Source organism: Frateuria defendens (assembly GCF_001182895.1).
GTDB lineage: Bacteria > Pseudomonadota > Gammaproteobacteria > Xanthomonadales > Rhodanobacteraceae > Frateuria_B > Frateuria_B defendens.
This window is the reverse complement of record NZ_LFQR01000036.1, coordinates 39,622-60,595: the sequence shown is the minus strand read 5'-3', so window position 1 is coordinate 60,595 and position 20,974 is coordinate 39,622. Positions and strand designations below refer to the sequence as shown.

The 20,974-nt window shown below is 69.2% G+C and carries 19 protein-coding genes; 7 read left to right on the top strand and 12 right to left on the bottom strand.

The window, feature by feature from the left end; all coding sequences use genetic code 11:
* The first annotated feature begins 694 nt into the window (after nt 1-694).
* The gene (locus tag ACH65_RS19710) at nt 695-1,318 is read left to right on the top strand and encodes a hypothetical protein (protein ID WP_153242496.1); all 624 of its coding nucleotides are present in this window, start codon (nt 695-697) and stop codon (nt 1,316-1,318) included.
* Between the two features lie 48 nt (nt 1,319-1,366).
* Here ACH65_RS19710 and ACH65_RS19705 read toward each other — a convergent pair whose 3' ends face one another.
* The 5 genes from ACH65_RS19705 to ACH65_RS05985 form a co-directional block, all read right to left on the bottom strand.
* Entirely contained in the window at nt 1,367-2,914 is a 1,548-nt protein-coding gene (locus ACH65_RS19705) for an MASE1 domain-containing protein (RefSeq protein WP_153242495.1), read from the bottom strand.
* Between the two features lie 292 nt (nt 2,915-3,206).
* Complete coding sequence (locus ACH65_RS06000; RefSeq protein WP_049621670.1) at nt 3,207-3,434, bottom strand: hypothetical protein; 228 nt, start codon at nt 3,432-3,434, stop codon at nt 3,207-3,209.
* Between the two features lie 256 nt (nt 3,435-3,690).
* The gene (locus ACH65_RS05995) at nt 3,691-5,412 is read right to left on the bottom strand and encodes a cation:proton antiporter domain-containing protein (protein WP_049621680.1); all 1,722 of its coding nucleotides are present in this window, start codon (nt 5,410-5,412) and stop codon (nt 3,691-3,693) included.
* Between the two features lie 638 nt (nt 5,413-6,050).
* Nucleotides 6,051-7,865 carry a DNA helicase RecQ gene (recQ, locus tag ACH65_RS05990; RefSeq protein WP_049621679.1) on the bottom strand — a complete coding sequence of 605 codons (1,815 nt, stop codon included), beginning with the start codon at nt 7,863-7,865 and terminating at the stop codon, nt 6,051-6,053.
* Nucleotides 7,866-8,090: 225 nt separating this feature from the next.
* Complete coding sequence (locus tag ACH65_RS05985; RefSeq protein WP_049621678.1) at nt 8,091-8,432, bottom strand: MGMT family protein; 342 nt, start codon at nt 8,430-8,432, stop codon at nt 8,091-8,093.
* 67 nt (nt 8,433-8,499) lie between these two features.
* On the opposite strand from ACH65_RS05985, the gene ACH65_RS05980 reads away from it, so the two are divergent.
* Complete coding sequence (locus ACH65_RS05980; protein WP_049621669.1) at nt 8,500-8,904, top strand: hypothetical protein; 405 nt, start codon at nt 8,500-8,502, stop codon at nt 8,902-8,904.
* A gap of 160 nt (nt 8,905-9,064) precedes the next feature.
* Here the strand turns inward: ACH65_RS05980 and ACH65_RS05975 are convergent, their stop codons facing one another.
* Both ACH65_RS05975 and ACH65_RS05970 read right to left on the bottom strand, forming a co-directional pair.
* Complete coding sequence (locus ACH65_RS05975; protein ID WP_049621668.1) at nt 9,065-10,189, bottom strand: inorganic phosphate transporter; 1,125 nt, start codon at nt 10,187-10,189, stop codon at nt 9,065-9,067.
* Nucleotides 10,190-10,201: 12 nt separating this feature from the next.
* The gene (locus ACH65_RS05970; RefSeq protein ID WP_049621667.1) at nt 10,202-10,831 is read right to left on the bottom strand and encodes a DUF47 domain-containing protein; all 630 of its coding nucleotides are present in this window, start codon (nt 10,829-10,831) and stop codon (nt 10,202-10,204) included.
* A 136-nt stretch (nt 10,832-10,967) separates the two neighbouring features.
* Here ACH65_RS05970 and ACH65_RS05965 point away from each other — a divergent pair, with 136 nt between their 5' ends.
* Together ACH65_RS05965 and ACH65_RS05960 are read left to right on the top strand one after the other, a co-directional pair.
* Nucleotides 10,968-12,296, top strand: a complete 1,329-nt coding sequence (locus ACH65_RS05965) for a hemolysin family protein (protein WP_049621666.1) — start codon at nt 10,968-10,970, stop codon at nt 12,294-12,296.
* Nucleotides 12,297-12,429: 133 nt separating this feature from the next.
* A complete protein-coding gene (locus tag ACH65_RS05960; RefSeq protein ID WP_053096178.1) occupies nt 12,430-13,035 on the top strand; it encodes an exopolysaccharide biosynthesis protein in 606 nt (201 codons plus the stop codon).
* 135 nt (nt 13,036-13,170) lie between these two features.
* On the opposite strand, the gene ACH65_RS05955 is transcribed toward ACH65_RS05960, so the two are convergent.
* Nucleotides 13,171-13,926 (bottom strand): RNA methyltransferase, encoded by a 756-nt coding sequence (locus tag ACH65_RS05955; RefSeq protein ID WP_049621665.1) that lies wholly within the window; start codon nt 13,924-13,926, stop codon nt 13,171-13,173.
* Between the two features lie 341 nt (nt 13,927-14,267).
* Here ACH65_RS05955 and ACH65_RS05950 point away from each other — a divergent pair, with 341 nt between their 5' ends.
* On the top strand, nt 14,268-15,071 hold the full coding sequence (locus ACH65_RS05950; RefSeq protein WP_049621664.1) for an inositol monophosphatase family protein: 804 nt from the start codon (nt 14,268-14,270) through the stop codon (nt 15,069-15,071).
* A 194-nt stretch (nt 15,072-15,265) separates the two neighbouring features.
* On the opposite strand, the gene ACH65_RS05945 is transcribed toward ACH65_RS05950, so the two are convergent.
* The 4 genes from ACH65_RS05945 to ACH65_RS05930 all read right to left on the bottom strand — a co-directional run bounded on the left by ACH65_RS05945 (nt 15,266) and on the right by ACH65_RS05930 (nt 18,923).
* Nucleotides 15,266-15,655 carry a VOC family protein gene (locus tag ACH65_RS05945; protein WP_049621663.1) on the bottom strand — a complete coding sequence of 130 codons (390 nt, stop codon included), beginning with the start codon at nt 15,653-15,655 and terminating at the stop codon, nt 15,266-15,268.
* A gap of 280 nt (nt 15,656-15,935) precedes the next feature.
* Entirely contained in the window at nt 15,936-16,643 is a 708-nt protein-coding gene (hda, locus tag ACH65_RS05940) for a DnaA regulatory inactivator Hda (protein ID WP_049621662.1), read from the bottom strand.
* The gene (locus tag ACH65_RS05935; RefSeq protein ID WP_049621661.1) at nt 16,640-17,797 is read right to left on the bottom strand and encodes an AI-2E family transporter; all 1,158 of its coding nucleotides are present in this window, start codon (nt 17,795-17,797) and stop codon (nt 16,640-16,642) included. The genes hda and ACH65_RS05935 overlap by 4 nt, the downstream gene beginning before the upstream one ends.
* A gap of 139 nt (nt 17,798-17,936) precedes the next feature.
* Nucleotides 17,937-18,923, bottom strand: a complete 987-nt coding sequence (locus ACH65_RS05930) for a DUF2066 domain-containing protein (RefSeq protein WP_237561455.1) — start codon at nt 18,921-18,923, stop codon at nt 17,937-17,939.
* A 146-nt stretch (nt 18,924-19,069) separates the two neighbouring features.
* Between ACH65_RS05930 and purM the strand changes: the two genes are divergently transcribed.
* Nucleotides 19,070-20,098, top strand: a complete 1,029-nt coding sequence (purM, locus tag ACH65_RS05925; protein WP_049621660.1) for a phosphoribosylformylglycinamidine cyclo-ligase — start codon at nt 19,070-19,072, stop codon at nt 20,096-20,098.
* A gap of 168 nt (nt 20,099-20,266) precedes the next feature.
* A complete protein-coding gene (gene purN / locus ACH65_RS05920) occupies nt 20,267-20,932 on the top strand; it encodes a phosphoribosylglycinamide formyltransferase (protein WP_049621659.1) in 666 nt (221 codons plus the stop codon).
* The last annotated feature ends 42 nt before the right edge of the window (nt 20,933-20,974 follow it).

Below are 20,974 nucleotides of genomic sequence, written 5' to 3'. Positions count from 1 at the left end.
CCGCTTCGATCTGGCCGCCTTGGTGCCGCGCCTGATCATTGCTGCAGCTCGCACGCCGCCGCTCAGCTATCGACTCGCAACCTTGGATGCGTGATGGGGGGAATCAGGTGGCCCCTTGGCCAACCGGATGTGGTCGCCGGGAGAGCAAGGCACGTGGGACCGCCGCGGGACGGACGGCGCGCTATTGGGGCCTACCTAGCCGTCGCCAAGCGCGGCACGGGCAACCAAAACACCCTGGCCGCTAGACAAGGGCATGTTCCTCGTTCACGCCCCATGCGAGCCATGGGACGAGCACCGCAGCAGCCATTGCACTGGTTCGGTGCCGGTGAGAGGCCTGCATGAAGTAGTAGCCTCCTCCTTGGGCAGAACCATGGCGCGCTCCGCAAGTTACTTCGCCCCTGCCTCGTCGATGACCATGCAAGCCAAGCGAAAACCACTCGCTCTACGCCCCGCCGGGCAGCCCAACGAACAATCGCTGTGCTTCGGCACGATGCTCAGGAGTGAGCCGATTCAGCGTCCGAATATCGCCCTGACTAATAAGTCGACCAATTACCTGAGACATAAATCCATCCCCGTCACGCCCACAAATGCGAAGTGCATCCACGTTTTTTCACATCTGGCGTCTTCGCTTGCTTGCCATGGCTCGATCCGGGCATGCGATACTGCCGGGACCATGGGGAAAAGGAGATTTTTTATGAAGATCCAGGGCCTAGTGCTCGGAGCTTTTCTGCTCGCAAGTTCGTCCGCGTGGGCATCCGGCGCCAGTCAATTTCAGGGCTTGGGCACTCCCTTTCCCTCGGCCAAGAACGTATCGCTGAGCCCCCGCTTCCACGCCTATGTCTTTCTCAAGGACGGGGTGCGTTACATCCAGATCAACGACACCAGCGGACAAGTCCGCGTCGCGGTCGCCAGCGGCGGGGGCCACTATCTCGTATTGCCGATCGGCGCAGACTCGGGCACGGTTTCGACGCCGGATGCCCCCCAGCCATTTGCCACCGCTACGCCTTCCGAGCCCGTTTATAGCGACGATAGCACCAAGGTATCGGTCGCTTTTGACCCTGCCACGGGAGAACAGGAGTGGGCCGTCGCTCCTGCTTCCACAAGTGACTGCGATCTACGTTCCTGCCCGATCAACCACATCCAACAATCGACCGACTCGAGCGCCCAACTTGCTCCAGACGAGGCCAGCAACTGTGACTTGCGCTCATGTCCAATCAATCACATCCAGCAATCGGTAGATGACGCAAAAACCTTTGCTGCTCCGGCCATCAGCAGCGAGTGTGACCTGCGCTCCTGCCCGATCAATCATATTCAATAGTCGCCTCACTTAACTTAACCCAGGCGCCTTGAAAAAACCTCAAGGCGCCTAGGCAAGCGTCTCTACCGATTCATGCAGCGTGATTGCAATAGTCTGTTTATCCAGAAACGTGACGTCTCCGTCATAAAGCTGGGCACGAAGCCGAAGCTCGGACAAATCGAGAGCCCCCGTGCCTAGCCGCTTCATTACGATTTCCTGGTCAGGAGCCTCGACAGGCTGCCCAAAGCTTCTGACCTCAAGAGTCGCGCTCCACCCGTTTCCATCCCTATGCACACTCGTCTTGAGTCCAAGGCGATCGGTTGGCGTGTTCACGAGCAAGCACCCCACTGACTCGCAAGCAAGGCGGTAGAACAAAGTCTGGACCTCAAGGGCAAGCCAGCTCCATTGACTGTCGATCTCGGCCGTAAAAGCGATGCACAGATCGTCCATCAGCTTCAATATTGGACCATTCGACAGGGAATTCGGATGACCCGCCCCCAGATGCGGAGCCAAACCGTTAGCCAAACTGTTGAGTCGCAACGTGTTGGTCGCCAGCACGTTGCGATAATTGTCAGCCTCCCGTGACATGCCATTTCGAAGCTCGGTCAGCATTTGCCTGTGAACCCTGCTCAACTCTACGTTGACATAGGCGAGTTCGTAGGCACTTTGACGGTACTTCGATTCTGACAACCGCTGCTCCAACCTGGCCCAGCGCAGATGACTGTCCTTGACTTGCAAAGCCATCCGAAGCTTGGAAGTCTGGGCACCCAGGACCATGAACGTGGTGAGCAACATGGCCATGCATGTCTGGGTCATCATGGTGACTTCGTCATAAAGCGAAGGCATTAAAAGCACAATGCCCAGGCTCGTAACCACCCCCATGACTGCACCACCCTTCCACCCCCAGCGCACCGAGAAAATACAAACCGGCGCAAACAGCAGCGCTTGACCGACAAAGCGCACGCCTGCGCTGTGAGCCTCCCTGAACAATGCCACTTCAACCGCAACCAAAGCAGCGGCGACGATGCTGCACCGGACCAGCCGACTCCGCTGAAGGATTTCAGTGCTACGCCCCGTGTTCCTTCCTCGACGACCTTCCACTGCAATCAACAGGACCAAAGGAACCGTCGAAAGCGCCCCTGTATAGACGCCCAAGAAATATTCAGCAGCCAATTTTGACAGAACCGGATAGCTCGCCCCGGCAAGCTCTTTGGCAAAAGAGGCCGAAATCAGACCATTGGCATCCAAGACAATGCTCGACAGCAGGATACAAATCAGCAGTGAACTCAGCTGATAATTGGGGAAAGCGAGCCCCTTCAAATGACGCTGACACCACGAGACAACAAGCATCACCAAGCCAATGGGCGGAACGCTCATTGACCAGAAAAACAGCCATCCACCCGCGTCAATGCAAGGCAACGTCAGATAGACATTGGGCACCGCCTCACCAATGAGGATGGAGGGCCAATATCGGCGAGGAGCCAACAAGAGAACACTAAGACGGAGCCCCGCCAGCGGCACCCAATGGCTGAAACCTACTTCTCTTAGCCCCATGTAAGCCAGCGCATACGCGACAGCCACCAAGGCATGGTTCAACCAGCCTACCGTCCAGCCCATGTCTCCCCCTAGGCGTCGATCATCCATCCTGAGCAAAAATCTATCACACGTAGAATCCACGTCTGACGAAAGTGTCTCAATTCGGTAGCTTGCATGTCGCAAAACGGGTATCCAGCCCGAGCGCGCCTGCGATTCTGCACCAGTCTTTACTCAAATGCAGTGATCGAGCATCGAAATTTCATGCGACCAAGGTGCGAACCTCCGTGCAAGACCCGCTTCCGAGGATGGCAGCCACCTGAGAGGCATCACTCAACGGCGTTCACGCGCAATGCCATCGCCTACGGAGTAAAGCTCACGCCACCATCGGGCTGCGCACGTACCGCGCCAGTTCGATGGCGGAATGGGGCCCGGGCAGTTCGACGGCGGTGTCGCGGCTGGAGCGGCGGTGTTCGTCGCGGGCGAGTTCGCGGGCCAGTTTGATGGCGGGGCCGAGGCGCAGTTGACGGAACAGGACGACGGGGCCGCGGCAGATGCTCCAGGCGCCATCCGTTTCTTCGCGCAGCGAGTACACGACCTTCATGGCTGAAGCTCCGGTTTCCCGTAAACCGGCCTAGCGTGCCGTCCCCCGCATGCCGCCCATAGCGGCCAGTGGCGCGTCAATGTGTAGGCGTCCGCCGACACGGTGTAGCTGAAGCGTTTCACCAGGCATCGCAGCGCATGGGTCCGGCATATCAGACAGCCGCCGCCCGGGACTCACTCCTCCCGCGCAACCGCCGGCCTGGCGATCCACATACGCCTTGATACCCGATGCCCCCGAACAGCCGGCCCGGGACAGCTCAGGCCGTCGAAGGCTCCGCAGGCCCCAGCGCCACGCCGTCCGCCGGCCGTTCCAGGCCGAGCAGGGCGAGCATGCCGTGGGCCAGTTCGCGCTCGGCCAGCACGACGCTGTTGGCGCCCTGCGTCTCGAGGTGGGCCAGGCATTCCTCCGAATCGGCACGGGCGATGATCGGCAGTTGCGGATTGAGCTGGCGCGCGAGGCGTACCATTTCGCCGCTCTCGAAGGCATTCGGCAGGGTGGCCACCAGCACCCGCGCCTGCGGCAGGTTGGCGCTGGCGAGCAGTTCGCCCTGCGCCGCGTTGCCGGCGATCACTTCGATGCCCTGCTCGCGCAGCGCGGCGACGCGCTCGGGCTCCGCCTCCAGCACGAGCAGCGGCAGCCCCTGCCCGCGCACGGCCTCGCCCACCAGCTGGCCGAGATGGCCGTAGCCGGCGACCACCACGTGGTCGTGCAGCGCAGTGACCGGCAGGGGCTCGGCGACGGGCTCGGGCGGCTCGGCGCCCGGCGGCACCACGGCCAGCTCCTCGCGCGCGTCGAGCCAGGGCTTGGCCTTGTCGAGCAGGCGGAACATCAGCGGGTTGATCAGGATGGAGAGGATCGCCGCCGCCAGCAGGATGTCCTGCGCCGTCTCCGTCACCAGCCCGCGCGCGAGGCCCACGCCGATCAGGATGAAGGAGAACTCGCCGATCTGCGCCAGGCTCACCGCGATGGTGAGCGCGGTGCGCAGCGGCCGCTTGAACGCCAGCACGAGGCCGAAGGCGGCCAGCGACTTGCCCACCACGATGATGAAGAGCGCCACGAGCACCGCCAGCGGCGCCTCCAGCAGCACGCGGTAGTTGAACAGCATGCCGATGGAGACGAAGAACAGCACCGCGAAGGCATCGCGCAGCGGCAGTGTTTCCTCGGCAGCGTCGTGGGCGAGCTTGGATTCGCCCATCATCATGCCGGCGAAGAACGCGCCCAGTTCGAACGACACCCCGAACAACCCCGCCACGCCGAACGCGGTACCCAGCGCGATCGCCAGCACCGCCAGCCGGAACAGCTCGCGGGAGCCGGATTTGGCCACCGTCTTCAGAATCCAGGGAATCAACCGCTTGCCGACGATCAGCATCAGCGCGATGAACAGCGCCACCTTGCCGAAGGTGATGCCGACCGTGCGCGCGATGGCGCCGACGGAAAGGCCCTCGCCCTCCCCGCTCAGCGCATCGCCCACCGCCGGCAGCAGCACCAGGGCGAGCACCATCGCCAGGTCTTCTACGATCAGCCAGCCGATGGCGATGCGGCCGCGCTCGGTGTCCATCAGCCGGCGTTCTTCCATCGCGCGCATCAGCACCACCGTGCTCGCCACCGACAGCGCCAGGCCGAACACGAAGCCCTGCGCCACCGGCCAGCCCAGCGCCCAGCCGAGCAGCATGCCGAGCGCGGTGGCCACGGCGATCTGCGCCAGCGCGCCAGGGATGGCGATGCCCTTCACCGAGAGCAGGTCTTTCAGCGAGAAGTGCAGGCCCACGCCGAACATCAGCAGCACCACGCCCAGCTCGGCCAGTTGGTGCGCGAGGTGGCTGTCGGCCACGAAACCCGGCGTGAACGGGCCTGCCACCACGCCGGCAATCAGGTAGCCCGCCAGCGGCGGCAGTTTCAGCTTGTGGGCGGCCGCGGCAAACACGAAGGCCAGCACGATGCCGCCGACGATGGTGGCGATGAGCGGGGCGTCGTGCATCGGGCGGTCCTTGTCGTGGTGAACGGCAGTGCGCAGCAGGCCGCGGAGCGGCACTGTTTTCTTTTATGGGCTGGACGATTAGAACGCAATCCCGCGTCGGCCATTCCCTGGCGGATGGGTAAGGCGAAAGCGCGGGATACGGATGGGCCATCGGGACACGGCCGTCGGCCCGGGCGGGCCGTCACGCTCCGTCACCTGGCTCGCCGCGGGAGTCGATGGGGACTTCGCCGTCGGATAGTTGCGGAACGACTCGGCAGCTTGGCGGGCGAACGCACCATCAAAACGCAGGATGACGGAGGTACCCCAACGACCGCGTGGTGAAACGCGCGATGCGGCACCCGCCAAGGCAACAGGCGCCTCTCGTTCCGCACTACTTTCCGGCCCCAGAGCCTGTTCAAAGTCCTGCCATTGACGCGGCTTGGCTCCTCCCCCTGCTCGCAGCTGCTCGCAGGGGGAGGCTTGGGAGGGGGTGAATCCTTGCCTTAAGGCCAGTGTTTACCCCTCCCCAACCCTCCCCTGCATGCAGGGGAGGGGCAGGTAGGAGAGACTTTGAACTGGCTCTCACGAACTTGGCCGCATAGCACCCGGCACCCGGCGCCCGGCGCCCGGCGCCCGGCGCAAGCATCGCCGTGCGCCGATCAATCCGGCGCGTTGATCACCGCCAGGAAGTCGCGCCCGTAGCGCTTGAGCTTGGCCTCGCCCACGCCGCTCACTTCGCCCAGTTCCGATTCGTTCGCCGGCATCGCGCGCAGCATCGCCAGCAGGGTGGCGTCATGGAATACCACGTAGGGCGGCACACCCTGCTGCTTGGCCAGCTGCGAGCGCAGCGCGCGCAGCGCGTCCCACAGCGGCTGCTCGTAGGCCTCGATGCCGAGGCTGGAACCGGTCACCACCTGGCTGTCGCGGCGGCGGCGCGAGCGGCGCTCTGGGCGCGCGTCCTCGCGCAGCAGCACCTGCTTGCCGCCGACCAGCACCTCGCGGCTGGCGCGGGCCAGGCGCAGGGTGCCGTAGCCGTCCGCATCGGCCTCGAGTAGGCCCGCGGCGAGCAGTTGGCGGAACACCGAGCGCCATTGCTTCTCGTCCATGTCCGCGCCGATGCCGAAGGTGGAGAGCTTGTCGTGGCCGAGGTCGCGCATGCGCTCGTTGTCGTTGCCGCGCAGGATGTCGATCACATAGCCCGAGCCGTAGCGCTGGCCGCTGCGGTAGACCGCCGACAGCGCCTTCTGCGCCGGCACGGTGGCATCCCAGGTCTTGGGCGGTTCGATGCAGTTGTCGCAGTGGCCGCAGGGGCCGTGGTACTGCTCGCCGAAGGCACCGAGCAACACCTCGCGACGGCAGTGCGTGGCCTCGGCGTAGGCCAGCAGCGCCTCGAGCTTCTGCCGCTCGACCCGCTTGCGCTCGTCGGCCGATTCGGACTGCGCGATCATCTGGCTCATCGTCACCACGTCGGACAGGCCGTAGATCATCCACGCCTCCGCCGGCAGGCCGTCGCGGCCGGCGCGACCGGTTTCCTGGTAGTAGCCCTCCATCGAACGCGGCAGGTCCAGGTGCGCCACGAAGCGCACGTCGGGCTTGTCGATGCCCATGCCGAAGGCCACGGTGGCGACCATCACCACGCCGTCCTCGCGCAGGAAGCGCTGCTGGTTGCCGGCGCGCGTGGCGGCGTCGAGGCCCGCGTGGTACGGCAGCGCCCCGAAGCCGGCCTCGGCCAGCCACGCGGCCGTCTCGTCCACCTTCTTGCGGCTCAGTGCGTAGACGATGCCGGCCTCGCCGCGGTGGCCGTCGAGAAACTCCATCAGCTGCCGCCGCGCGTTGTGGCGCTGGCCCACGCGATAGCGGATGTTCGGCCGATCGAAGCTGGACATGAACTGCCGCGCGTCCTGCAGCGCCAGCCGCTCGACGATCTCCTCGCGTGTGCGCGGGTCGGCGGTGGCGGTGAGCGCGATGCGCGGCACCTCGGGGAAGCGCTGGTGCAGGAGAGTGAGTTCGCGGTACTCGGGCCGGAAATCGTGGCCCCACTGCGACACGCAGTGCGCCTCGTCGATGGCGAACAGCGCCACCTCGGTGCGCTCCAGCAGGCCGAGGAAGCGCTGCGTGAGCAGCCGCTCGGGCGCCACGTAGAGCAGGTTCAGCTCGCCCGCCAGTAGGCGCCGCTCCACCTCGCGCTGGTCTTCCGCGCCCAGGCTGGAGTTGAGGTAGGCCGCGGCCACGCCGGCCTCGCGCAGGGCGTCCACCTGGTCCTGCATCAGGGCGATCAGCGGCGACACCACGATGCCGGTGCCCTGCCGCAGCAGCGCGGGAATCTGGTAGCACAGCGACTTGCCGCCGCCGGTGGGCATCAGCACCAGCGCATCGCCGCCCTCGGCCACGTGTTCGACGATGGCCTGCTGCTGACCGCGGAAGGCGGTGTAACCGAAAACGCTGTGGAGGATGTCGAGGGACGAGGCGTGCATCGCACGCATGCTAGCAAATCGAGGCGTGGCGGCTGTCGGCGGCGGCCGTTGGAGGACGATGGGCGGCGGCGCGGCGGCATGTAGGGAAACGGGAGGGGAACGTGCTACTTGGCCGCAGCCGGCAGGGATCGGTTCTCATCGCCGATGCCGCCGTCACGGCCGGAAAGCCGGGATGTCCGCAACGCCACCCAGAGGCACCGCCCATGGAAAGCAGGCGGTAGCCACCTACTCCCCCGGCATCCCCCACAACGCCCGGTCCATGTCCGCATCCAGCCCGAACGCGCTGAGCGCCACGCGGCCGTTCTTCACCGCCACGCCCTCGGCCCGCAGTAATCGGCACTGCTCGCGGAACCCCCGGCTGCCGCGCGGCAGCGCGATCTCGCCGCTGGCGCGCAGCACGCGGTGCCAGGGCAGCTGCATGCCCGCGGGGGTTTCGCCCAGCAAGCGGCCGACCAGCCGCGCCCGGCCCGGCAGGCCCGCGCGGGCGGCGATGGCGCCGTAGCTGGCGACGCGGCCGCGGGGGATGGCGGCGATCGCGGCGTAGACGCGGGCGTGGCTGTCCTGCATGGGCGCGGCTTCGGCAAGCATGGCGGCAGGTTACCATCGGCTTCCGCCAGTCCGAGGAAGCCGCGTCATGCGCCACTTCGAAGCCGTGCGCTCCCATGTCGGCAGCCGGCATGCGCTGCGCCGCAACGACCCGTACGTGATCGGCTTCGACCTCACGCTGCCCGGCGGCCGCCACCAGGGCATCTACCTCGCCGAACTGGAAGACGAGGACGGCGGCCGCTACCTGCGCATCTCCACTCCGATCGGCCCGCTCGCCGGCACCGACCCGCGCCGCTGCCTGCGCTTCAACTGGGCGCAGCGCACCGGCTACCTCGCGCTGGCCGACCTCGACGGCTCGCCCTATCTGCACCTGTGCGAAAACCGCCCCTACGCCTGGTTCGACGCCGGCGAGCTGGACCGCCTGATCGCCGAGCTCGGCGCACTCGGCGACCAGCTCGAACAGGCCGTGGTCAGCAGCGGCGACGACTTCTAGGAGCCGTGCAGACTTGCGGGGCCGCGGCGGCTCGCTGCCCGCCACGCCTACGCGACCGCGGGCCCCGCCACAGCCTGGCTTGCCGGTCGACGAGGGCCTCCGCCGCCCGCTGCCGGATGCGGAAGGAACCCCTACCCGCCCGGCCGCCGCCACTCGCGCGTCAGAAGAACTGCCGCGCCAGCCGCAGGAAGCCGTAGGCCAGCAGCGCGGTGACCGGCAGGGTGAGGATCCAGGCCCACACCATGCGCTCCACCACCGACCAGCGGATCGCGCTGAAACGCTTGGCCGCGCCCACGCCCATGATCGAGGCGGAGACGTTGTGCGTGGTGGACACCGGCAGGCCGAAGGCCGAGGCGGTGAGGATCACCATCGCCGAGCTGCCCTCGGCGGCGAAGCCGTTGATCGGGTGCAGCTTGACCATCTTGTGGCCGAGCGTCTTGATGATGCGCCAGCCGCCGCCCGCGGTGCCTGCGGCCATGGTCAGCGCGCACACCACCGCCACCCATGCCGGCACGTTGAAGCCGCCGTCGGCCGAACCGTTGATGCGCAGGAAGCCGAGCCACGCCGGCAACTGGTCGAACTGGCCTGCCGCGGTGGCGCCGGCCAGCGCGAGCGCGATGATGCCCATGCTCTTCTGGGCGTCGTTCATGCCGTGGGCCAGGCCCATGGCACTGGCCGAGGCGATCTGCGCCTTGCCGAAGAAGGCGTTGACGAACGGCGTGCGCCCGAAGCGGCGCAGGAAACCCTTGCGGTTGGCCAGCCACGAGAACAGCGCGTACAGCGCGCCCATCAGCAGGAAGCCGATCACGAAGCCCAGCAGCGGCGAGATCACCATCGGCACCACCACCTTGGGGATCACGCCCTTGCCCTGCCACCAGTGCGCGCCGTCCTGGGCCCAGATCACCGCGGTGAAGCTGTCGCCGGCGGCGGCGATGGCCGCGCCCACCAGCGAGCCGACCAGCGCGTGGCTGGAACTGGAGGGCAGCCCCAGCCACCAGGTGAAGAGGTTCCACGCCGTGGCCGCCGAGAGCGCGCAGATCAAGAGCTCCGGCCCCACCGCCACGATGTGCGTGTCCACCAGCCCGGCGGCGATGGTCTTGGCCACCGCGGTGCCCCACAGCGCGCCCACCAGGTTGGTGACGGCCGCCAGCAGCACCGCCTGGCCGGGGCTGAGCACCTTGGTGGCCACCACCGTGGCGATCGAGTTGGCGGTGTCGTGGAAGCCGTTGATGTAGGTGAAGGCGAGCGCGATCAGCACCACCACGATGAGGAGGCCGAGACTCATGGGGCGGGCGCCTTAGGAGTTCTTCAGGACGATCGAATAGACGATGTTGCCGACGTCGCGGCACTTGTCGATCGCCTTCTCGATCAGCTCGAACAGATCCTTGGCGAGCACCGCGCGCATGGCGTCGTCGCTTTCCAGGTAGAGCGTGCGGTAGGGCGAGAGCAGCATGCGGTCGCCCTCGGCCTCCAGCGCCTGCAGGCGGTCCTGCAGCTTCTTCACCGGGCCGATGTCGAGCCCGTTGCGCAGCAGGCCGATCATCTCGGCCACCACCGCGGCGGACTGCTCGAGCACCTGCGCGCGCTGGGCGAAGTCCACCCCGCTCATGCGCTCGGCCACGATGCCGTAGCGCTCGGCGAACTTCTCGATGGTCTTGGGGATCTTGTACAGCGCGGAGTTCAACGCCTCGATGTCCTCGCGGTCCAGCGCGGTGACGAAGGTGTTCACCAGCTCCTCGCTGATCTGCGCGGCCAGCGCCTTCTCGCGGGCGCGGGCGCCGGCGAAGGCGGCCATCACCGGGGCGCGGTCGGTGCGGGTGATCAGGTCGAGCAGCGCGCGGGTGCTCTCGCGGGCCGCCTCGGCGCTTTGCTCCAGCAGGCCGTAGAACTTGTCGCCTTTGCCGAAAATCGTCTGCAGTGAAAACATCCGGGCGGTGCCTGAACGGGTGGGGATGGGCGGAAATGTTACAGGACGGCCACACCGCACCGCACCACGCCGGCGTGCCGCAGCCCCCGCGAGGCCGTACACTGCCTCGCATGGAGCCTCCGTCCCGACCCCCGCGATGCTGACCGAGATCGCGCTCGTCATCCTGTTGTCCCTGTGCAACGGCTTTTTCGCGCTGTCGGAAATGGCGCTGGTCGCCTCGCGCAAGAGCCGGCTGAAGGAGCTCTCCCAGCACAGCCGCCGCGCCCGCGTCGCGCTGCGCCACGCGGAAACGCCCGAACGCTTCCTCTCCACCGTGCAGGTCGGCATCACCCTGGTGATGCTGATCACCGGCTCGGTGGCCGGCGACGCGCTGGGCGACCACTTCGCCACCGCTTTACGCAGCAGCAGCGTGGCGTGGCTGGCGCCCTACGCGCATGCCGCCGGCATCGTGCTCGGCTTCGTGCTGATCTCCTTCCTGCAGATCGTGATCGGCGAGCTGGTGCCCAAGCGCCTCGCGCTGGCCTCGCCGGAGCGGTTCTCCGCCGTGGTAGCGGTGCCGATGCTGCTGCTGGCGCGCGTGGCGGCGCCGTTCGTGTGGCTGCTCAACGCCTCCAGCGGCGTGCTGCTCAAGCTGTTCGGCGTGGGCGCACAAGGGCGCGGCGTGATCACCGAGGAGGAAATCCGCCTGCTGGTGGCCGAGGGCGCCGAGCAGGGCGTGCTGGACGCCGACGAGCGCAACATGCTCAACCGCGTGCTGCGCCTGGGCGACCGCACGGTGGACAGCGTGATGACCCCGCGCATGCGCATCGCCTGGCTCGACATCGCCGCCCCGCGCGAGGAGAACATCGCCGCCATGCGGCGCACCGCCTATTCGCGCTACCCCGTGTACCGCGGCGACGAGAGCGAGGTGGTGGGCGTGCTGGAGGTGAAGACCCTGCTCGGCGGCATCGCCAGCGGCATGCCCGAACTGTTCGGCCACCTCGCCAGGCCGGTGTTCGTGCCCGCCACCTCGCGCGCGCTGGACCTGCTGGAAGAGTTCCGCGACGCCGAGACGCCAGTGGCGCTGGTGGTGGACGAGTACGGCGACATCGAGGGCCTGGTCACCCTCAACGACCTGCTCGCCGCGGTGGTCGGCGTGGCCCAGCTCGGCCACGGCGGAGGCGGCGGCGAAGAGCAGCCGATGATCGTGACGCGCGAGGACGGCAGCTGGCTGATCGACGGCTCGCTCTCCAGCGACGATCTGCGCGAGCTGCTGCAGGTGCACCGGCTGCCCGGCGAGGACGAGCACGAATACCGCACCGTGGCCGGCATGGTGATGGCCGCGCTCGGCCACATCCCGCAGGCGGGCGAGGTGTTCGCCTGGCGCGGCATCCGCTTCGAGGTAGTGGACCTCGACGGCGCGCGCATCGACAAGCTGCTGGTCACGCCCGCCCCGCGCACCGAGCCGGCCGACGACGAGCAGTGACGGACTCCGTCGCCGCGGCGCCCGCGCGCTTCGCCGCCGGCCTGTCCACCCTCTGCAGCGCTGCGCGGGAAGCGCCGCAGGCGCCTCGTGCATCCTCACATCGGGTTCAAGCGCCGTCGGCATGATGGGCCGCATGGGCCGCAAACCGCACGACCGCCGCACCACCGAGATCCTCACCGATGCGCTGACCGCGCAGGACGGCGAACGCATCGCGCTCGGCACGCTGATGGCGCCGCTGCAGCGCCGCGCCTTCGGCTTCCTGCTGCTGCTGCTGGCCATCCCCAACTTCATTCCGGTGCCGCTCGGCGTGGGCGGCGTGATGGGCGTGCTGGTGGTCGCGCTGGGGCTGCAGATGCTGGCGGGCCTGGAGCGCCCGTGGCTGCCCGGCTGGCTGGCCCGGCGCATGCTGCCGCGGGCCGCGCTGCTGCGCTTCCTGGCCCGCATCGCGCCCTTCACGCGCTGGCTGGAACGCCTGTGCCAGCCGCGGCTCGAACGCCTCACGGTGCGCCCGCTGACGATCGCCTCCGGCCTGGTGATGGTCCTGCTCGGCCTGCTGCTGGCGCTGCCGATCCCCTTCACCAACTACCTGTTCGGCGGGCTGCTGCTGGCCTTCGCTTTTGCGCTGATCGAACGGGACGGTGCGCTGCTGCTGGGCGTCTGGGCGATCACGCTGACCTGCGTGGCGCTCTCGGCCACCTTCAGCCATGCGCTGGCGGGGCAGTGGCGGGAGTTGTTCTGAGGGCCTGTTCACGCTCATGATGCGCCTCCACCGTAGGAGCGCGCCTTGCGCGCGACAAGCCTACGCAGCGGCAAGGGCGTGGCGCCCCGGTCGCGCGCAAGGCGCGCTCCTACAGATTCGATGCCTTCCAGGCGCTCAGGAACCCGGCCGCCGCGCCAGCCCCGCCATCCGTTGCGCGTCGGCGAGAATGCCGTGCAGGATGCGCAACTCGCGCTCGTCCGGCTGCGCGCGCTGGAACAGGCGGCGCAGGCGCAGCATGATCGTGGTCGGCTCGCGGCCCTTGTGGAACTCGATGTCGTCCAGCGTCGCGGCCAGGTGATGGAAGAACTGCTCCATCTTGGCCGCGTCCGCCGGCGGCTCGTCCTGCGCCACCGGCGCCGGCGGCGCCGCGTCGGCCAGCAGCGCCACGCGCAGTTCGTAGGCCATCACCTGCACCGCCTGGGCGAGGTTGAGCGAACTGTAGTCCTCCACGCTGGGAATGCGCACCATCGCATGGCAGCGCGCCAGCTCCTCGTTCTCCAGCCCCGTGCGCTCGTTGCCGAACACCAGCGCCACCTGCTCGCCGCGCGCCGCCGCGGCCAGCGCCCGCGCCACGCCTTCGCGCGGGTCGAGTTCTTCCAGGTTCACCCCGCGCCGCCGTGCGGACAGGCCGAGCACGAAGCTGGCGCCGGCCAGCCCGTCCGCCATCGTCTCGTGCACCGACGCGGCCGCGAGCACATCGGCCGCGCCGGCGGCCAGGGCATCGGCCTCGCGGTGCGGGAAGCGTTCCGGCCGCACCAGGTCCAGCCGGGTGAAGCCCATGGTGCGGATCGCCCGCGCCGCGCTGCCGATGTTGCCGGGGTGCGAGGTGCGCACCAGCACGAAGCGGAAGCGGGCGGCGAGATCGGTCATGGGCAGCGCAAGGGAGCGAGGAGGGGCCGACAAGCATAGTCGATGCTCCACGGGCGCCCCACCGCGATGCCCGCCCCACCATCAAGCCCCGCCGCGCGCCGCCCCTGCCCTGCATCGCCACGCCAACCACCCGCCTCGCGGCGCAGGCCGGCATCCGGTCCGGCGACGCATGCGAGGCATCCGGCCTCCGCCTTTTTCGCGCCCCGGTCGCCCTGCGTCACCGTGAAACACCCGCAAGCGGCGCCCCGCCGCGCTTTGCGGCCTTGCCGCCCCATGCCTCGCCACACCGCCTCTGCTAGAATCGCCGGCCGCGACCCCGTTCTTTTTCCCAAGCCGAAGCCATGCCAAGACCCGCCGTCACCATCGCGGCGCGCGCCGCGCGCTCCGCAGGCCACGTGATCCTGCGCTACATGAACCGCATCGACGGCCTCAACGTCGTCGAGAAGCAGCGCATGGACTTCGCCTCCGAAGTCGACCGCCTCGCCGAGGCCGAGATCGTCAAGGAGCTGCGCCGCGCCTACCCCACCCACGCCATCCTCGCCGAGGAAGGCGGCGCCATCGGCAAGAGCCCGTTCACCTGGATGGTGGACCCGCTCGACGGCACCCACAACTACCTGCGCGGCATCCCGCATTTCTGCGTCTCCATCGCCCTGTGCGAGAAGGGCGTGCCCACGCACGGCGTGGTCTACGACCCGCTGCGCGACGAGCTGTACACCGCCAGCAAGGGCGACGGCGCCTACCTCAACGACCGCCGCATCCGCGTCGGCAAGCGCGACTCGCTGGGCGGCGCGATGATCGCCACCGGCTTCCCCTACCGCCAGCGCGAACACCTGGACGCGCAGCTCGGCATGACCCGCGCCCTGCTCGGCCAGGCCGAGGACATCCGCCGCTCCGGCTCCGCCGCGCTCGACCTGGCCTACGTCGCCGCCGGCCGCTACGACGGCTACTTCGAGATCGGCCTCAAGCCCTGGGACATGGCCGCCGGCGCCCTGCTGGTGCACGAGGCGGGCGGCCGCTACTGCGACTTCGCCGGCCGCGACGGCCTGCCGGTGAGCGGCAACCTCGTCGCCGGCAACCTGCACGTGACAAAGGCGCTGCTGGACGCCATCGGCGAACAGGCGACGCCGGCGCTGCTCAAGGCCTGAGCCTGCCATGACCGGAACGACGAAGGCGCCTTCGTCGTTCCGGCCGGCCCTTTGCCGGCGCAGGAGCCGGGCACGCACCGCACGGGAGCCAGCGCATCGTGCAGAAGCGCTATGCGGAGCGATGGCCGGAAGTCCATATCGAGTATGGATGAACGCGGCCCTCGCACCCTCCGCCGTGCGCCGCGCGCCCGCCATCACCCCGCCCTGCGCGCATAGCTGACCGTCAGCAGTTCCCAGATGTGCCCGTCGGGCTCGCTCCAGTAGACGATGCGGCCGCCGTGCCGGGTGTTGATCTGCATGTCGGCCGGCCCGAGCGGCGTGCTGCGGTAGCGGATGCCGGCGGCCCCGATCCGTCCGAGAATGGCGTCGAACTCGGCTTCCTCCACGCGGAAGCAGTAGTGGCACGGCGGGAACGGTTCGGTGGCCTGGTCGAAGTCGAGGGTCAGGCCGTCGTTGACGTACACGGGGCAGAACGGTCCGATGCCGCCCTCCGACCACGCCACGCCGAACAGGTCGGCCAGGAGCTTCGCCGCGGCGAACTTGTCGCGGGACGGCACCATGAGGTGATCGAGCTGGATCGTCATGGCAGTTCCTCCCGATCCCGGGGATCGGCCCGTCTGCGGAAGCGGCGTCGGCCGCGTACGAGAAAGCGCCTGCGGCACGCAGTGTATCCCCGCCACCACTCCCGGCGTCACGTCGTCACAGCAGGCACGCCTGCCCGGCCGTCGGGCGGCTCCTTCACAGGGCGCCAGAGGCTGATCTTTGGTTCTTGCAAGAGCGCGCCTGCGCGCGACAAAACCTGCGCAGCGATCACATCCCAACGCCACGGTCGCGTGCAGGTGCGCCGACAGAAGGCAACCCGCCTCAGGATTCCGCCTGCCCCGCCTCGCGCAGGAACCCCCGCAAAAACGGCACCGTGATCCGCCGCTGCGCCGCCAGCGAGGCCTGGTCGAGCTTGTCGAGCAGGTCGAGCAGCGCGCCGAGGTCGCGGGCGTAGCGGGCGAACAGCCAGTCGAGCACGGTGTCGTCCAGCTCGATGCCGCGGGCCGCCGCCTGGGTCTTGAGCACGTCGCGCCGCTCGGCGTCGTCCAGCGGCTTGAGCGCGAACTGGGTGCAGGCGCCCAGGCGCGAGCGCAGGTCGGGCAGGCCGAGACCGAGCTGGGTGGGGATGGCGTCGGCGGCGAACAGCAGGGCGCCGCCCTCCGCGCGGGTCTGGTTGTAGAGGTCGAACAGGGCGTGCTCGGCCTCGCGCTCGCCCGCGATGGCGCCGAGGTCGTCCAGCGCCAGCAGCTCGCTGCCGGCCACGCCGCGGATGGCGGCGGGGCGGTCGGCCAGGGAGGCCAGCGGCAGGTACTGCACGCGCCGGCCGATGGCGCTGGCGGCCTGGCAGGCGGCGATCAGCAGGTGCGTGCGGCCGCTGCCGGCCGGGCCGTGCAGGTACACCCAGGGCGCGCCGGGTTCGAGCGCCAGCGCCTGCACGGCGGCCAGCGCGTCGGCGTTGACGCCGGCGTGGAAATGTTCGAAGCGCTGGCGGCGCGGCCAGCGCAGGGCGAGCGGCAATTGCGGGATCATGGCCGGTCGGAATCGTCCTGCTTGGTGGTCACGTCGACCTCGCCGTCCTTGCGCACGGCGAGGTCCACTTCGGTGATCGTCGGCTCCTCCGGCCCCGTCCCGGTGTAGAGGTCGCTCACGCGGTAGCGCTCCAGCAGATAGCGCAGCAGCACCAGGATCACCGAGGCGGCGGGCAGCGCGAGCAGCACGCCGAGGAAGCCGAACAGGTAGCCGCCGGCCAGCACCGCGAACATCACCGCCACCGGATGCAGGCCGATCTTGTCGCCCACCAGCTTGGGCACCAGCACGTAGCCTTCGAGCAGTTGGCCGATGGCGAACACGCCGCACACCAGTAGCAGGTGGGTCCAGTCGCCGTACTGCACCAGCACGGCGATGATCGCGGCGGCGAAGCCGGCGATGAAGCCCAGGTAGGGCACGAAGCTCAGCAGGCCGGCGACCATGCCGATCAGCGGACCCACCGACAGCCCCACCAGGGCGAGCCCGGCGCCGTAGAACACGCCCAGCGCCACCATCACCAGCAACTGGCCGCGCACGAAGGCGCCGAGCACGCTGTCGGCCTCGCGCGCGAGGTGGGCGACGGTGGGCTCGAGCGGGCGCGGCAGGACGCGGTCGATGTAGGCCACCATGCGGTCCCAGTCGCGCAGCAGGTAGAACGCCACCACCGGGATCAGCACCAGATTGCTGAGCCACATCACCACGCCCACCGAGGAGCGCGAGAGCTTGCCCAGCACCACGGTGGCCACGTTGCCGATCGAGCCCAGGTGCTCGCGCACCGTCGCCATCAGGCGCTGGGGATCGAAGAAGTCCGCGTCCAGGTGCAGCTTGGCCTGGATCCACGGCAGCGCCGTGTGCTGCGCCCAGTCGGCGTAGCGCGGCAGGTTGGCGAGGAGGTTCTCGACCTGGTGCGAGATCAGCGGCACCAGCAGCAGCAGCGCGCCCACCAGCACCAACGCCAGCACCACGAACACGATGCTCACCGCCAGCGTGCGGCCGAGGCCAAGGCGCTCGAGCCGGTCGGCCAGCGGGTCGCCGAGGTAGGCGAACATGCCGGCGACCGCGAAGGGCATCAGCACCGGCGCGAGCAGCCAGACCAGGAAGCCGAAGACGGCGATGATCGCCAGCAGTTGCCAGCGCCGGGAGTTGTCCTGGGTCATGCGGGCACCTCGGCGGAAAGCGGGCTCCGGGCATTCATCGGGCGGTCCGGACGAGCATGGGCGGCGGCGTGCGAAGGCTTCGCATAAGGGCGGCGCGCGCCGGTGTGCGCGAAATCGTTGGGCACTCCCATTGCGACGCTCAGTGCAGCCAGCGCAGGCTGGCGTCGGCGCCGTCGCGCTTGCCGCCCTGGATGGCGCGGCCGCCCGCGGCGAGGTTCGCGGCCAGCACCGGCAGCGGCACGCTGGCCTTCACCGCGAACAGCATGCCGTCGTCCTGCGCGGACAGGGTGGTGACCTGGCGCACGGTGGGGTCGGCGCGCAGCGTGGAGAGCAGCGCGGCGTAGTCCATGGCCGAGCGCAGGTCGCCCACCCAGAGCTTGCCGTCGTTGACGGTGCTGCCGATCACGTTGAGCTGCCTGCCGAGGCGGTCGGCCAGGGCGTTGCCGGCGTCGGCGAGCATCGCGTCCTCGCTCACGCCCTGCGCGGTCCAGTGCTGCGGCTGGCCACCCGAGACCAGGGTCCAGTCGCCGCTGCCGCCCTGCAGCTTGCCGACCAGGATCAGGCCGGTCTTGTACTGCTGGGTGACCGCGGCCAGCGTGGCCGGGTCGCCCGCGGCGAGCTTCTTCGCATCCGGCGCGCGAGCCGGGTCGGGATAGACCACGGTGCCGCCGCGCGCGGCGACGGCCTGGGCCAGCGCTTCGAGCGAATCGCGGCCGAGCACGCCCTCGTCGCTGCCCTGCACCACCGCCAGCACCGGCGGCTTGGCGCCGGCGCCGGCCACGCCGAGCTTGGCGATCAATTGCCGCACCGCGCCCTGGTCGAAGCTCGCCTGCAGCGCCAGCCCCGTGCCGGCGCGCTGGTACTGGTACTGCTGCACCATGCCGGGCGCCCCCTTCAGGGCGTCCGCATAGCCGGGCTTGCTGCGCAGGTCCTGGCCGCCGGCCACCCGCGCCAGCACCTGGGCGAGGCCGTCGGCGAAGGCCGCATCGCGCTGCGCCTCGCTGGTGTCGGTGACGGGCAGGATCACCGTGTACGGCGAGGACTGCCCCTGCGCGTGGAGCGGCGCGACGACGGCGAGGCCCAGCACGAGCAGGGCGAGCAGCAGGCGGGGCAGGCGCATGGGCATGGGGTCGTCCGTGGGGAAAGCGGATGACGAAGTCTGCCCAATCCGCCCGGCAGCGTCCATGCCGGATGGCCGTGCGACACGGCGCGGCCGGCCGCAACACGGCGACATGCGGTAAACTTCATCGTTTCCATCCAGCCGGATCCGCCATGTCCGACGCCCTCACCTACCGCGCCGCCGGCGTGGACATCGACGCCGGCAACGCCGTGGTCGAACGCATCAAGCCGCTGGTCAAGCGCACCTTCCGCCCGGAAGTGATGGGCGGCCTGGGCGGCTTCGGCGGCCTGTTCGACCTCGCCGGCCGCTACCGGGAGCCGGTGCTGGTCTCCGGCACCGACGGCGTGGGCACCAAGCTCAAGCTGGCCCAGCAGCTCGGCCGCCACGACACCATCGGCATCGACCTGGTGGGCATGTGCGTGAACGACGTGCTGGTGCAGGGCGCCGAGCCGCTGTTCTTCCTCGACTACTTCGCCACCGGCAAGCTGGACGTGGACACCACGGTGGCCGTGGTCGGCGGCATCGCCAGGGGCTGCGAGCTGGCCGGCTGCGCGCTGATCGGCGGCGAGACGGCCGAGATGCCCGACATGTACCCGCCGGGCGAGTACGACCTGGCCGGCTTCACGGTGGGCGCGGTGGAGAAATCGCAGTTGCTCTCCGGCGAGGCCATCGTGGCCGGCGACGTGATCCTCGGCGTGGCCGCCAGCGGCCCTCATTCCAACGGCTATTCGCTGATCCGCAAGATCCTCGAGCGCGCCGGCAGCCCGCTGGACCTCGACCTCGGCGGCACCACGCTGGCCGACGCGCTGATGGCGCCCACCACCATCTACGTCAAGCCGATGCTGGCGCTGCTGAAGGCCACGCCCGTGCACGGCATGGCCCACATCACCGGCGGCGGCCTGAAGGAGAACATCATCCGCGTGGTGCCGCAGGGCCTGGGCCTCGCGCTCGACGCCGCCGCCCTCGAACTGCCGCCGGTGTTCGACTGGCTGATGCGCGAGGGCAAGGTGCCGCGCGAGGAAATGTGGCGCACCTTCAACTGCGGCATCGGCTTCACCGTGATCCTGCCGGCCACCGCGGTGGCCGCCGCCGCCGACCTGCTCGCGCAGCACGGCCTGGCCTCGCGGGTGATCGGCGAGGTGGCGGCGGCGCAGGACGGGGAGCGCGTGCACATCGGCTGAAGCCCTCGCGCGCCGAAGCACCGCGTCCGGCCTTGCCGTCGTCCCGGCGCAGAGGCCGGGTTCTGCGAAGCCGCGCCCTGCGAAGCACGCGGCATCCGCATGCCCACGCCCCGGGCTCCCGGCCTGCGCCGGGATGACGATCCACCCCAAGTCGACGCTCGAACACCCATGAGCCCACCCCTGCGCATCGCCCTCCTCGCCTCCGGCCGCGGCAGCAACCTCGCCGCGCTGCTCGACGCGCACGCGCGCGGCGAGCTGCCGGTGGAGTTCGTGCTGGTGGCCAGCGACAAGGCCGAGGCGGGCGCGCTGCGCCTGGCCGAGGCCGCCGGCGTGCCCTCGCTGGCGCTCGACCCGCGCAGCTACCCGAGCCGGCGCGACTTCGACCTCGACCTGTTCGCGCGCCTCGCCGCCAGCGGCGCGGACCTGCTGGTGCTGGCCGGCTTCATGCGCATCCTCGACGGCGAGGCATTGGCGCCGTGGGTGGGCCGGATGATCAACATCCACCCCTCGCTGCTGCCCAAGTACCGCGGCCTGCACACGCACCGCCGCGCACTGGAAGCCGGCGACCCCGAGCATGGCGCCAGCGTGCACTACGTCACCGCCGAACTCGACGGCGGTCCGGTGATCGCCCAGGCGCGGCTGCCGATCGAGCCCGGCGACGACGAGCACCGCCTCGCCGCGCGCCTGCTGGTGCTGGAACACCGGCTGCTGCCCGCCGTGGTGCGCCTGATCGCGGCGCAGCGCCTGGCCCTGCTGCCGCCCGACGGCGTCGCCCTCGACGGCGAGCGCCTGCCCGCGCCGCTGCGCCTCGACGGCGACCGGCTCGCTCCGTAAGCACGGCGGGTTCCGTAAGCGTTTGCGCGAATCTGCACGGCC